This is a genomic window from Streptomyces sp. NPDC046349 (assembly GCF_055587885.1).
In genome coordinates, this window is sequence record NZ_JBVJFK010000001.1 from 539,754 (window position 1) to 552,758 (window position 13,005).

General features: G+C 70.5%; 12 protein-coding genes and 1 riboswitch. Of the genes, 7 read left to right on the forward strand and 5 right to left on the reverse strand.

Annotation, left to right across the window (positions count from 1 at the left end; all coding sequences use genetic code 11):
- The first annotated feature begins 53 nt into the window (after positions 1 to 53).
- Complete coding sequence (locus tag ACZ6JS_RS02530; protein WP_469295550.1) at positions 54 to 794, forward strand: flavodoxin family protein; 741 nt, start codon at positions 54 to 56, stop codon at positions 792 to 794.
- A 52-nt stretch (positions 795 to 846) separates the two neighbouring features.
- Complete coding sequence (locus ACZ6JS_RS02535; RefSeq protein ID WP_469295249.1) at positions 847 to 1,491, forward strand: dihydrofolate reductase family protein; 645 nt, start codon at positions 847 to 849, stop codon at positions 1,489 to 1,491.
- Positions 1,492 to 1,551: 60 nt separating this feature from the next.
- Here ACZ6JS_RS02535 and ACZ6JS_RS02540 read toward each other — a convergent pair whose 3' ends face one another.
- The 5 genes from ACZ6JS_RS02540 to gcvT all read right to left on the reverse strand — a co-directional run bounded on the left by ACZ6JS_RS02540 (position 1,552) and on the right by gcvT (position 6,742).
- Positions 1,552 to 2,064 (reverse strand): AMIN-like domain-containing (lipo)protein, encoded by a 513-nt coding sequence (locus ACZ6JS_RS02540; protein WP_469295250.1) that lies wholly within the window; start codon positions 2,062 to 2,064, stop codon positions 1,552 to 1,554.
- Positions 2,065 to 2,212: 148 nt separating this feature from the next.
- Positions 2,213 to 3,595: an L-serine ammonia-lyase gene (locus tag ACZ6JS_RS02545; protein ID WP_469295251.1), complete on the reverse strand. Its 1,383-nt coding sequence runs from the start codon at positions 3,593 to 3,595 to the stop codon at positions 2,213 to 2,215.
- 275 nt (positions 3,596 to 3,870) lie between these two features.
- Positions 3,871 to 5,127: a serine hydroxymethyltransferase gene (gene glyA, locus ACZ6JS_RS02550; protein WP_469295252.1), complete on the reverse strand. Its 1,257-nt coding sequence runs from the start codon at positions 5,125 to 5,127 to the stop codon at positions 3,871 to 3,873.
- A gap of 15 nt (positions 5,128 to 5,142) precedes the next feature.
- The gene (gene gcvH, locus ACZ6JS_RS02555; RefSeq protein WP_030846773.1) at positions 5,143 to 5,523 is read right to left on the reverse strand and encodes a glycine cleavage system protein GcvH; all 381 of its coding nucleotides are present in this window, start codon (positions 5,521 to 5,523) and stop codon (positions 5,143 to 5,145) included.
- A gap of 103 nt (positions 5,524 to 5,626) precedes the next feature.
- Positions 5,627 to 6,742, reverse strand: coding sequence for a glycine cleavage system aminomethyltransferase GcvT (gcvT, locus tag ACZ6JS_RS02560; RefSeq protein ID WP_469295254.1), 1,116 nt, complete (start codon positions 6,740 to 6,742; stop codon positions 5,627 to 5,629).
- A gap of 171 nt (positions 6,743 to 6,913) precedes the next feature.
- Positions 6,914 to 7,017: riboswitch (glycine riboswitch) on the reverse strand.
- Positions 7,018 to 7,222: 205 nt separating this feature from the next.
- On the opposite strand from gcvT, the gene ACZ6JS_RS02565 reads away from it, so the two are divergent.
- From ACZ6JS_RS02565 to ACZ6JS_RS02585, 5 genes are all read left to right on the forward strand, one after another.
- Positions 7,223 to 7,882, forward strand: coding sequence for an AAA family ATPase (locus ACZ6JS_RS02565; protein ID WP_469295255.1), 660 nt, complete (start codon positions 7,223 to 7,225; stop codon positions 7,880 to 7,882).
- 111 nt (positions 7,883 to 7,993) lie between these two features.
- Positions 7,994 to 8,728 carry an enhanced serine sensitivity protein SseB gene (locus ACZ6JS_RS02570; RefSeq protein ID WP_469295256.1) on the forward strand — a complete coding sequence of 245 codons (735 nt, stop codon included), beginning with the start codon at positions 7,994 to 7,996 and terminating at the stop codon, positions 8,726 to 8,728.
- Between the two features lie 96 nt (positions 8,729 to 8,824).
- Positions 8,825 to 9,565: an enhanced serine sensitivity protein SseB C-terminal domain-containing protein gene (locus ACZ6JS_RS02575; RefSeq protein ID WP_469295257.1), complete on the forward strand. Its 741-nt coding sequence runs from the start codon at positions 8,825 to 8,827 to the stop codon at positions 9,563 to 9,565.
- Between the two features lie 464 nt (positions 9,566 to 10,029).
- Positions 10,030 to 11,025: an ABC transporter permease gene (locus ACZ6JS_RS02580; protein WP_469295258.1), complete on the forward strand. Its 996-nt coding sequence runs from the start codon at positions 10,030 to 10,032 to the stop codon at positions 11,023 to 11,025.
- Positions 11,026 to 11,099: 74 nt separating this feature from the next.
- A complete protein-coding gene (locus ACZ6JS_RS02585; RefSeq protein ID WP_469295259.1) occupies positions 11,100 to 12,878 on the forward strand; it encodes an ABC transporter substrate-binding protein in 1,779 nt (592 codons plus the stop codon).
- Positions 12,879 to 13,005 lie beyond the last annotated feature (127 nt).

The following is a 13,005-nucleotide window of genomic DNA, read 5'->3' on the forward strand; positions in this document are numbered from 1 at the left end:
GCCGCCCCCGTACGGGCCAGGCCCGGTGGCGGCCGAACCACGCGCTGCGCACGCTGGGGTGCGTGGCAGCCGACGACAACACCGCGAACCGTGCGAACTACGCCGACCTCACCGCCCTGTACGTGAACTGCACGCTCAAGCGCTCGCCCGAGACCAGCAACACCGAGGGCCTGATCGACAAGAGCCGGGCGGTCATGGAGTCCGCGGGCGCCCGCACCTCGCTCATCCGCGCCGTCGACCACGACATCGCGACGGGCGTCTGGCCGGACATGACCGACCACGGCTGGCAGAGCGACCAGTGGCCGGTCCTCTACAGCCAGATCATGGACGCCGACATCCTCGTCCTGTGCGGCCCCATCTGGCTCGGCGACAACAGCTCCGTGATGAAGAAGGTGATCGAGCGGCTCTACGCCTGCTCCTCGCTGCTCAACGAGCACGGCCAGTACGCCTACTACGGCCGGGTCGGCGGCGCACTGATCACCGGCAACGAGGACGGCGTCAAGCACTGCGCCATGAACGTCCTCTACAGCCTCCAGCACCTCGGCTACGCGATCCCGCCGCAGGCCGACGCGGGCTGGATCGGCGAGGCCGGCCCCGGTCCGTCCTACCTGGACCCCGGCTCGGGCGGCCCCGAGAACGACTTCACCAACCGCAACACCGCCTTCATGTCCTGGAACCTCATGCACCTGGCCGCCCTGCTCAAGCGCTCCGGCGGCATCCCGGCGCACGGCAACCAGCGCTCGCAGTGGGACGCGGGCTGCCGCTTCGACTTCCCCAACCCCGAGCACCGATGAGTTCTGCGCGCCCCGACGGTCTCATGGGGGACCACAAGACTGGAGGAAGCCCGTGGAGCAGCTGCTGAGAGTCCAGAACTTCACCGTCTCGCGCGACGGATTCGGCGCCGGCGAGCCCCAGAGCCTGGAGCGGCCGTTCGGCCACGCGGACCCCGCGGCCATGTTCGCGTGGGCCGGGGCCACCGCGAGCTGGCCCAACCGCACGGACCCCGGGGGCAGCCGGGGCCTGGACGACTACTTCACCCGCGACTTCGGGCACAACATCGGCGCCGAGATCATGGGCCGCAACAAGTTCGGGCCCCAGCGCGGTCCGTGGGCCGACCACGAGTGGAAGGGCTGGTGGGGCGACGAGCCCCCGTTCCACACGCCGGTCTTCGTCATGACCCACTACCCGCGTCCCTCGTTCACCCTCTCCGACACCACCTTCCACTTCGTCGACGGCGACCCGGCGGCGGTCCTCGCATCGGCCAGGGAAGCCGCACGGGGCAAGGACGTCCGGCTCGGCGGCGGTGCGACCACCATCCGGGAGTTCCTCGACGCCGGTCTCGTCGACACCCTGCACGTAGCGGTCGCGCCCGTCGAGATCGGCTCCGGGGTGCGGCTGTGGGAGTCGCCCGAGGAACTGCTCGACCGCTTCCACCTGGAGGTCGTGCCCAGCCCGAGCGGGGTGACGCACCACCTGTTCTGGCGGCGGTGACACGGGCCGGCCCGGGGTGTGCGACGCCCCGGGCCGGCCTTCCGGATTCCGTGTGACGGTTCAGTGCGCGATGTCCACGACGAACCGCTCGGGCGAGTGCAGGCTGTAGGCACGGTAGTAGGGAAGGGTGTCGAAGGCGGCACCGAAGGTCACGTACCCCTCGTAGTCGCCAGTCATGGCGAGGCCCTTGAGCTTGTTGAGGTAGATCTTCTGGAGCTTGGGGCCGCGGTAGACGCTCTCGCCCGCGTCGTCGTGCGCGGCGGCGGGGTTGAGGCGGATCTCCAGGAAGTACTTCCCGGCCAGTGGCACGGGGTTCCCGGACCCGTCGTACCTGAGCTGTGCGACGGGTGTGACGGTCACCGTGGGGGCGTACCCCTGCAGGTCGATGACGATCCGGTCGAACGTGGCGTGCCCGCCCCAGCGGGCGTTCACGACGAGCGGGGTCGGGACCTGGGTGTCGGCGGCGGCCGAGGAGAGGGTGGAGGCCGAGGCAGGCGCGGCGAAGGACAGGCAGGCGGCGAGCACGGCGCCGACCGCCAGGGCCGTGAACTGCCGGAGACGGACGTGGATCATGACGTCCCCCCGATTCTCGAGAGACGGGGACTGGTGGCACAGCTGAAGACGCCGCGCCGGACCCGGCGGTTCCGCCCCCTCGGACCGGGCACCGGACGACGCGGGGGCCCGGCGCACGCGCCGGGCCCCCGAAGTCGGCGGGAGGGTGTCAGCACTCGATGACGTTGACCGCGAGGCCGCCGCGTGCGGTCTCCTTGTACTTGACCTTCATGTCGGCGCCGGTCTCCTTCATGGTCTTGATGACCTTGTCCAGGGAGACCTTGTGGGAGCCGTCGCCGCGCATCGCCATCTTGGCGGCGGTGACGGCCTTGACCGCTGCCATGCCGTTGCGTTCGATGCACGGGATCTGGACCAGTCCGCCGACCGGGTCGCAGGTCAGGCCCAGGTTGTGCTCCATGCCGATCTCGGCGGCGTTCTCGACCTGCTCCGGGGTGCCGCCCAGGACCTCGGCGAGGGCGCCGGCCGCCATCGAGCAGGCCGATCCCACCTCGCCCTGGCAGCCGACCTCGGCGCCGGAGATCGACGCGTTCTCCTTGAACAGCATGCCGATCGCGCCCGCCGCCAGGAGGAAGCGGACCACGCCGTCCTCGTCCGCGCCCGGGACGAAGTTCATGTAGTAGTGCAGGACGGCCGGGAGGACGCCCGCCGCGCCGTTGGTGGGCGCGGTGACGACCCGGCCGCCCGCCGCGTTCTCCTCGTTGACCGCCATCGCGTAGATCGTCGTCCACTCGCTGCGGTGCATCATCGGGTCGCCCTCGGTGCGCAGCTGGCGCGCCGTGGACGCGGCACGGCGCTTGACCCGCAGGCCGCCCGGCAGGATGCCCTCGCGGGACATGCCGCGCGAGACGCAGGACTGCATGACCCGCCAGATCTCCAGGAGGCCCTCGCGGATCTCCTCCTCCGTGCGCCAGGCCTTCTCGTTCTCCAGCATCAGGGAGGAGATCGACAGGCCCGTCTCGTTCGCCAGGCGCAGCATCTCGTCACCGGAGCGGAAGGGGTACCTCAGCACCGTGTCGTCGAGCTTGATCCGGTCCTCGCCGACCGCGTCCTCGTCCACGACGAAACCGCCGCCGACCGAGTAGTAGGTCTTCTCCAGAAGCGGGGTACCGGCCTCGTCGTACGCGAAGAGCGTCATGCCGTTCGCGTGGTAGGGCAGGGAGCGCCGGCGGTGCAGGATCAGCTGGTTCGGCTCGTCGAAGGCGATCTCGTGGCCATCGCCTATCTCCGCGCCCAGCAGCCGCAGGCGGCCGCTCTTGCGGATGCGCTCCACCTCGTCGTCCGCCGTCTCCACGTCCACGGTGCGGGGGGAGTGGCCTTCCAGGCCCAGCAGCACCGCCTTGGGCGTGCCGTGGCCGTGGCCGGTCGCGCCGAGGGAGCCGAAGAGCTCTGCCCGCACGGAGGCCGTCTGGGCGAGCACGCCGTCCTTCTTCAGCCGCGTCACGAACATGCGGGCGGCGCGCATCGGACCGACCGTGTGGGAGGAGGAGGGACCGATGCCGATGGAGAAGAGATCGAAGACGGAGATGGCCACGGTGGCGGACTCCCTTGTCTGCTCGTGGGGTGGGAGGGGGCAGAGAGGCGGATTGTTCGGTTTTTGTCCGACAGACGAGCTTAACGCGGCGCGGTGAACGTCCAGGCTGCCGGACGAGGTGGGAAGGATTACGTGGACAGGTCGGACAGGTGTCCACCCGTGCCGCGGGGCAGCGCAGCCGGGCCCTTCGGGCCGCCGGCGCCGGGGCGGACGTCGGCGGGCACGGGAAGGGCCCGGCCCGTGCACAGACGGGGCCGGGCCCTTCCACGCCGCCGCTAGAGCGACGGGTACAGCGGGAACTTCGCCGCGAGCGCCGAGACGCGCGCCTTGAGGCCCTCGGCGTCGTACGCCGGCTTCAGCGCCTGCGCGATGATCTCGGCGACCTCGGTGAAGGCCTCGGCGTCGAAACCGCGGGTGGCGAGCGCCGGCGTGCCGATCCGCAGACCCGAGGTGACCATCGGGGGACGCGGGTCGTTCGGGATGGCGTTGCGGTTGACCGTGATGCCGACCTCGTGGAGGCGGTCCTCGGCCTGCTGGCCGTCGAGCTCGGAGTTGCGCAGGTCGACCAGGACCAGGTGCACGTCGGTGCCGCCGGTGAGGACGTCCACACCCACGGCCTTGACGTCGTCCTGGACCAGGCGGGCGGCGAGGATCTTCGCGCCCTCCAGGGTGCGCTCCTGGCGCTCCTTGAACTCGGGCGAGGCCGCGACCTTGAAGGAGACGGCCTTGGCCGCGATCACATGCTCCAGCGGGCCACCCTGCTGACCGGGGAAGACCGCGGAGTTGATCTTCTTGGCCAGTTCCTGCGTCGACAGGATGACACCGCCGCGCGGACCGCCGAGGGTCTTGTGCGTGGTGGTGGTCACGACGTGGGCGTGCGGCACCGGGTTCGGGTGCAGGCCCGCGGCGACCAGGCCGGCGAAGTGCGCCATGTCGACCATCAGGTACGCGCCGACCTCGTCCGCGATGCGGCGGAAGGCGGCGAAGTCCAGCTGGCGCGAATAGGCGGACCAGCCCGCGACGATCAGCTGCGGCTTGGACTCCTTGGCGAGGCGCTCGACCTCGGCCATGTCCACCTGGCCGGACTCGTCCACGTGGTACGGGACCACGTTGTAGAGCTTGCCGGAGAAGTTGATCTTCATGCCGTGGGTCAGGTGACCGCCGTGGGCCAGGTTCAGGCCCATGATCGTGTCGCCCGGCTTGAGCAGCGCGAACATCGCGGCGGCGTTGGCCTGCGCACCGGAGTGCGGCTGGACGTTCGCGGCCTCGGCGCCGAACAGCGCCTTGATGCGGTCGATCGCGATCTGCTCCACCACGTCGACGTGCTCGCAGCCGCCGTAGTAGCGGCGGCCCGGGTAGCCCTCGGCGTACTTGTTGGTGAGGACCGAGCCCTGGGCCTCCATGACGGCGACCGGAGCGAAGTTCTCCGACGCGATCATCTCCAGGGTGGACTGCTGGCGCGCGAGCTCCGCGTCGACGGCGGCGGCGACGTCGGGGTCGAGCTCGTGGAGAGGGGTGTTCAGTACAGACATCAGGGTCCCCTGGGGTCAGTTACCGGCGGTGAGCTTGGTGTACTCCTCGAAGGAGAGCGCGTCCTTGGGCTCCTCGGAGAGGCGGACCTTGAACAGCCAGCCGCCCTCGAACGGGGCGGTGTTCACGAGCGCCGGGTCGTCGACGACGTCCTGGTTGGCCTCGACGATCTCGCCGGAGACCGGGGAGTACAGGTCGCTGACCGACTTGGTCGACTCCAGCTCGCCACAGGTCTCGCCCTCGGTCACGGTGTCGCCGACCTCGGGGAGCTGGGCGTAGACGACGTCACCGAGCGCGTTGGCCGCGAACTCCGTGATGCCGACCGTCGCGACGCCGTCCACGACGTCCGACAGCCACTCGTGCTCCTTGGTGTAACGCAGCTTCTCGGGGTTGCTCATGGCCTGATTCTCCTGGATGCGGGGGAGTGGATACGAACTGCGGTCTTGGGTACTGAGACGGCGCCGTACGGGTACCCGGACGGCGGACGTCGTGCGCGGAGGGTTACTTCTGCCGCTTGTAGAACGGCAGCGCGACGACCTCGTACGGCTCATGCGTACCGCGAATGTCGACGCCGACGCCGGAGGTGCCGGGCGCGGCGTGCTCCGCGTCCACGTACGCCATCGCGATCGGCTTGCCCAGCGTCGGGGACGGGGCGCCCGAGGTGACCTCGCCGACGACCTTGCCGCCGGCGACGACGGGGAAGCCGGCGCGGGGGACCCGGCGGCCCTCGGCGACCAGGCCGACCAGCTTGCGCGGCGCCTGGCTCGCGGCCTTCTCGGCGGCGGCCTCCAGGGCGGCGCGGCCGACGAAGTCCCCCTCCTTCTCGAACTTCACGACCCGGCCCAGACCCGCGTCGAACGGGGTCAGGGAGGTGGTCAGCTCGTGCCCGTACAGCGGCATGCCCGCTTCCAGGCGCAGGGTGTCGCGGCAGGACAGGCCGGCCGGGACCAGGCCGACGCCCTTGCCGGCCTTGGTCAGCGCCTGCCACAGCTCCACGGCGTGCTCGGGGGCGACGAACAGCTCGAAGCCGTCCTCGCCGGTGTAGCCCGTACGCGCGATCAGCGCGGGCACGCCGGCGACGGTGCCCGGCAGGCCCGCGTAGTACTTGAGGCCGTCCAGGTCGGCGTCGGTGAGCGACGCAAGGATGCCGGGGGACTCCGGGCCCTGCACCGCGATCAGCGCGTAGGCGTCGCGGTCGTCGCGGACCTCGGCGTCGAAGCCGGCGGCGCGCTCGGTCAGGGCGTCCAGGACGACCTGGGCGTTGGAGGCGTTGGCGACGACCATGTACTCGGTCTCGCCGAGGCGGTAGACGATCAGGTCGTCGACGATCCCGCCGTCCTCCTGGCAGATGTGCGTGTAGCGGGCGCGGCCGACACCCACGGTCGAGATGTTGCCGACCAGCGCGTAGTCCAGGGCCTTGACGGCCTCCGGGCCGGTCAGCGTGATCTCGCCCATGTGCGAAAGGTCGAAGAGGCCGGCCTTGGTGCGCACGGCGTTGTGCTCGTCGCGCTCACTGGCGTACCGCAGCGGCATGTCCCAGCCCGCGAAGTCGGTCATGGTCGCACCGAGCGAGCGGTGCAGCGCATCGAGGGCGGTCAGGCGGGGGGCAGTGCTCATGGGTGTGGCTCCCGGGTCCCAGGGCATCGACATGACATGACGAGGAGGTTCCTCCCCATCTGTCATCGGAACCTGAGAGGTTCGCCGAGAGTTCCGCCGATCGTCCGATCGCCGGTCTCCCCGACTTGCACCTTGGGTGGAGCTGCCGCGCAGCTCGCTTTTCAGATCTGCCTCATCCACGCGGTACGGGGCCTGAGAGATTCAAGGGAGGTTCTTGCTCCTTCGGCGCCCGCGCACGGCCTTGCGGCGTGCCGGGACTCTCCCGCGCGGATTCAAGCGGCCGGTATGCAGTTGGTCCAGATGGCGCACATCATTGCACGCCATGACCGAGATCGGGGGTCGGGGTCCGAAAGTTCGTACGCCCCTCCGAGCGGGCGGAGCGGAACCGGACATGCCGATTACCGTCTCTTTACACTCAGTGGGCAAGGGTCCCGGTGACCCGATTCGGGGGAGGCGAACACTGTGCGGAGATTCGGAGTGGTGACGACGACGGGAACCGTGGAGGCGGTGCCGGCGCAGCGGCGCGCTGCGCGCGAGCGCCGGAGGGCGGCCGACGGCGGCCTCGGCCTCGTCCACGACCTGCGCGGCCCGGCGCTGCTCGGACCCCGGCGGCTCGGCTTCGCCGAGGGCGACATCGTCGTGGTCTCCGGCCTGCCCGGCGGCGGCAAGAGCACGCTGATCAAGCGGGCCGCGCCCGAGGGCGGGGCCGTCGACTCCCAGGACACCCGCGAGCGCTGGGAGAGCCGGATGCCCGCCCGGCTGCCGTACGCGGTCTACCGCCCGCTGGTGCGCGCGGCGCACTACTGGGGGCTGTTGCGGATCCTGCGCTCCGGAGCCTCCGTCGTCGTCCACGACTGCGGTACCCAGAGCTGGGTGCGCGGGCTGCTCGCCGCGGCCGCGCGCCGCCGGGGCCGGGCGCTGCACCTCGTCCTCCTGGACAGCAGCCCCGAGGAGGCCCTCTCCGGCCAGGCCGCACGGGGCCGCGGGGTGTCCGCCTACGCCTTCGCCCGCCACCGGGGCGCCGTGGGCCGCCTGCTGCGCGACGCCGAGGAGGGCCGTCCGCCCGCCGGGTGCGCCTCCGCGACCCTTCTGGACCGCCGCTCGGCCGCCGCCGTGACGGGAATCGGCTTCCACGGCTGACCGCAGGACCCGCACCCCGGTCCCCCGGGGCGGCGCCGGCCCGGGGGCCGGTACCCTGCGGGGCGACACGCGCGGGACCACACGGGCGGGACCAGACAGGGGCAGGGGTAGATGCAGGGCAGCGGCTGGCCGGGGAATGAGCTGGAGCAGGTGCTCGGGGCGGCGCTCGGGCAGGCGGACGCCGGCGGGCGGATCCTGGAGGTGCTCGGGCGCAGCCAGGTGTGGGTGCCCCTGCCGGGCGGCGGCGGCCCCGACACGGCCGGTCTGGACCTGCCCACCATGGACATCGGCGGGGCGGCGTACGTCCCCGTCTACAGCTCCGAGGCACAGTTCCTCGCCTGTGTCGGCCCCGGCATGGACTTCGCGGTGGCCCCGGCGGTCGAGTTCGCCCGGGGGCTGCCCCCGCAGCTCGGCATCGCGGTCAATCCGGAGGGCGCCGTCGGCGTACCGCTGCCCCCGCCCGCCGTCGCGGAGCTCTGCCGCCTCGGCCGCAGCCCGCTCGACGGACCCGCCGCCGGCGGCCGCGTACGGCTCTTCGAGCCCGACTGGCAGGAGGACCCGGTGGACTTCCTGGCCGCCGCCGGCGAGGAGTTCCGCGCCACCGGCGTGGTCGCCGCGGCGCACCGCTGCCTCGCCAGCGTCGAGGGAGGGGCCCCGGAACTGTTCATCGGTGTCCGCCTGGTGGGATGGGAGCCGCAGATGCGGGAGGCCCCGATGGAGGCGCTCGGACGGGCCCTGGCGCGCGTTCCGGCGCCGTGGCCGGTGCAGTTGATCCTCCTGGACGCGGCCCAGGACCCGGTCACGGACTGGATTCGTGAGCGCGTACGCCCCTTCTACCTCCCGTAGGGCCGCTTAAGCTGGTTACATCTCCTGGCCGCACGCATGAGCGCTGGCCCGGGTGAGGCACGCGTGGAGCGACGGGCGGACGAAGAGGGGTACCGGGTGAGTGCGTCAGGCACGGCCGCGGCCGGGCAGGTCGAGCACATGATGCGCCAGGTGACCCCCGGGCGCTACGAGAGCTACGAGGCACTGCTGCACGCCCTGTCCGAGGGCCGGCTGTGGATGCTGCTGTGGCAGGGGCAGCCGGGGTCCCCGGACGCCCAGTACGGCGGGATGGAGGTCGAAGGGCTCGGCTACGCGCCCTGCGTCACCTCCCCCCAGGAGCTGGCCGCGAGCGGCTGGAACCGCGGCTACGAGGTGGTCACCGGACGGGACATCGCCCGGGCCCTCTACCCGGACCGCTGGGGCCTGTGGCTCAACCCGCACGCCCAGGGCGGCGGCCTCGGCGTCCCGTGGGCGGACCTGCGGCGCATCGCGACCGGCCTGGAACGGATGCCGGCGGGCCCGCTGCGGCTGTCCGAGCCCAGCATCGAGCTCCCGCAGTTCTACGGGCTGCTGACCCAGCACGCGCACCGCACCCCGGCCGTGCGGTCGCTGCGCCGCGCCTGGGTGCAGCCGGCGCTCGGGTCGCCGTACCTCGCGGTCGGGCTCGACCTGTACGACGCCTCCGCGCCCGCGCTGGAGTCCGTACGGGAGATGATGCGCCAGTCGGTCGGGGCGGTCCCCGAGGGCGTCCCGGTGTGCACCGTCGCCCTGGCGGACGAGCACGATCCCGTGGCGATGTGGCTGCGGGCGCAGACACGCCCCTTCTACGACCGGGAGGGCCAGGCGCCGGCGTACTGATCCGGCGCGCAGGGACGTCCCCGCAGACCTGCGGCGACGTCCGGCTCCACATCCGCATATTGAGACATCCGTCTCGAAGGCCGCACCGGTCCCATCGGTGCGGCCTTCGGCATATCCGGTGAATGGACCCAAAATCCGCGCTCGAAAGGGAAGTTGGGTCGGATGTCCGTTCCGCGCCGAACGGGCGGTGTTTCACCGCTCAACAGGTCTGGCGGTTCGGATAGCGGAAGGTGTAGGCGCAGATCACGGTTGCGCATCACATCCCCGGGGGGTCTGGCGGGCGGTTGAGAGCGCGTTGAAGACTCCCCCCACCGAAGGCCGGTCCATCTCACAAGCGCCGGCTCTTCACGTGCACTTCCGGCACATTTCTCGCCAATCGCACCACCAGCGACGCCGATTGAACCAAGCCGCCACAGCGGCGGGCATGGGCCGGCCACCGTCGGCCGAGAGGGGTCCCCACCACGATGACGGCACCACTGCACGACACCAGCGCGGCCGAGCCCGCGGCCGTGGCCGCCCCCGACGTCCCGCAGAAGGCGATCGAGGGGCGCTCGCCGTGGCAGATCGCCTGGCTGCGCCTGAAGCGGGACAAGGTCGCGCTGGCCGGCGGCATCATCGTGATCCTGCTGATCCTCGTCGCGATCTTCGCGCCGCTGATCGTCAAGGCCTTCGGACATCCGCCGGAGGAACTGCACGAGGACCTGCTCGACCCGCTGCTGGGCCTCCCGCTCGGCGACTGGGGCGGCATGAGCAGCGACTTCCTGCTCGGCGTCGAGCCGGTCAACGGCCGCGACGTCTTCAGCCGCATCGTCTACGGCGCCCGGATCTCGCTGCTGGTGGCCTTCCTGTCCGCCTTCGTGGCGGTCTCGCTGGGCACCTTCTTCGGCATCGTCGCCGGCTACTTCGGCGGCTGGGTCGACGCAACCATCAGCCGGGTCATGGACCTGCTGCTGGCCTTCCCGCAGCTGCTCTTCATCATCGCGCTGATCTCGGTCATCCCGAACAAGCTCTGGGGCTTCGAGGGTTCGGGCCTGCGCATCGCCGTACTGGTGCTGGTGATCGGCTTCTTCGGCTGGCCGTACATCGGCCGCATCGTCCGCGGCCAGACCCTCTCGCTGCGTGAGCGGGAGTACGTCGAGGCCGCCCGCAGCCTCGGGGCCGGCCGCTTCTACATCCTCTTCCGCGAACTGCTCCCGAACCTGGTGGCGCCCATCACCGTCTACGCGACGCTGATGATCCCCACCAACGTGCTGACCGAGGCGGCGCTGAGCTTCCTCGGAGTCGGCGTCAAGCCGCCCACGCCGTCCTGGGGGGAGACCCTCGCCACGGCCGTGCGGACCTACGAGGACGATCCGCTCTTCATGATCTTCCCCGGCGTAGCGATCTTCATCACCGTGCTGGCCTTCAACCTCTTCGGCGACGGCGTCCGCGACGCCCTCGACCCGAAGGGCTCCCGCTAGCCACCGCAGGGCAAACCAGGAACCGGCCTCGTGCCGTACGTACACCGGAACTACAACGGAGGGTTGCGAGCATCGTGACTACCCATCGCACGTCGAAGCGCAGACTTGCCGCCGGCACGGCCGTCGTGCTCGCGGCCATGCTCACCGCGACCGCCTGTGGCGGGGCCGACAAGAAGGACGACAAGGCCGCCGCCTCCGGCAGCGGCTTCAACGCGGGCATCGAGAAGGTCGCCAACCCGTCGGACAAGAAGGGCGGCGAGCTGAAGTTCGTCGGCACCCAGGACGCCGACTCGTGGGACCCGCAGCGCGGCTACTACGGCTTCATGTGGGACTTCTCCCGCTACTACACGCGACAGCTGATCAGCTTCAAGCCCGGACCCGGCAAGGAGAGCACCGAGCTCGTCCCGGACCTCGCCACCGCCAAGGCCGAGATCAGCGACGGCGGCAAGACCTACAAGTACACCCTCAAGGACAACGTGACCTGGGAGGACGGTTCGCCTGTCACCGCCCAGGACATCAAGTACGGCATCCAGCGCACCTGGGCGCAGGACGTCATCTCCGGCGGTCCGGTCTACCTCCAGCAGGTCCTCGACCCGAAGGCCGAGTACCCCGGCCCGTACAAGGACACCGCTCCGGACAAGCTCGGCCTGAAGGCGATCGAGACCCCGGACGCGAAGACCATCATCTTCAGGCTCCCGGTGCCCAACGGCGACTTCGAGCAGATGCTGGCGATGCCCGCGGCGAGCCCGGTCAAGCAGGACAAGGACACGGCCGCCAAGTACGGCCTCAAGCCCTTCTCGAACGGCCCGTACAAGATCGACTCTTACGAGCCGAACAAGAGCATGAAGCTCTCGCGCAACGAGAACTACAAGCCCGAGTCGGACACCATCCGCAAGGCGCTCCCGGACACCATCTCGGTCACGTTCATGGCGAACGCGGACGACATGGACAAGCGCCTGATGAACGGCGAGTTCGACCTCGACATCAACGCGACCGGCATCGGCCAGGCGGCCCGCGCCACCGCGCTGAAGGACCACAAGGGCAACCTCGACAACGGCCAGACCGGCTTCATCCGGTACGCGGTCATGCCGCAGACCGTCGCGCCGTTCGACAACATCGAGTGCCGCAAGGCCGTCATCTACGCGGCCGACAAGAAGTCCCTGCAGACCGCCCGCGGCGGCCCGCAGGCCGGCGGCGACATCGCCCCCAACATGCTCCCCCTGGGCATCAAGGGCTCGGACGCCAAGTACGACCCGTACGAGGTCCTGAAGAACGACGGCAAGCCGAACCTCGAGAAGGCCAAGGAGGCCCTCAAGGCCTGCGGCAAGGAGACCGGCTTCAAGACCACCATCGCCGTCCGCAACAACAAGCCGGTCGAGGTCGCCACGGCCGTCTCGCTCCAGAACGCCCTCAAGCAGGTCGGCATCGAGGCCGACGTCGACCAGTTCGACGGCGCCCAGACCTCCGGCATCATCGGTTCGCCGAAGGTCGTCAAGGAGAAGGGCTACGGCATCATCATCATGGGCTGGGGCGCCGACTTCCCGACCGGACAGGGCTTCTCGCAGCCGCTGGTCGACGGTCGCTTCATCCTGCAGAGCGGCAACAACAACTTCTCCGAGCTGAACGACCCGGCGATCAACAGCCTCTTCGACCAGGCCATCGCGGAGACCGACCCGGCCAAGGCCGGCGACATCTACAAGCAGATGAACCAGAAGGTCTCCGAGGCCGCGGTCTACCTGCCCTTCGTCTACGACAAGACGATCACCTGGCGCAGCACCCGGCTGACGAACGCCTACACCACCGACGCCTACAACGGCCGCTACGACTACGCGTCCCTCGGTGTCGTGAAGTAACGGTCCATCAGTCCAGTTCCAGTGTTCCAGTGCCACACCCGCTAGGCACGAAGGGCAGGTGATGGCCGCGGTTGCGGCCTGGGGGCGCTCTCCAGAAGAGGGCGCCCCCGGGCCGCGGCCAGGCCGA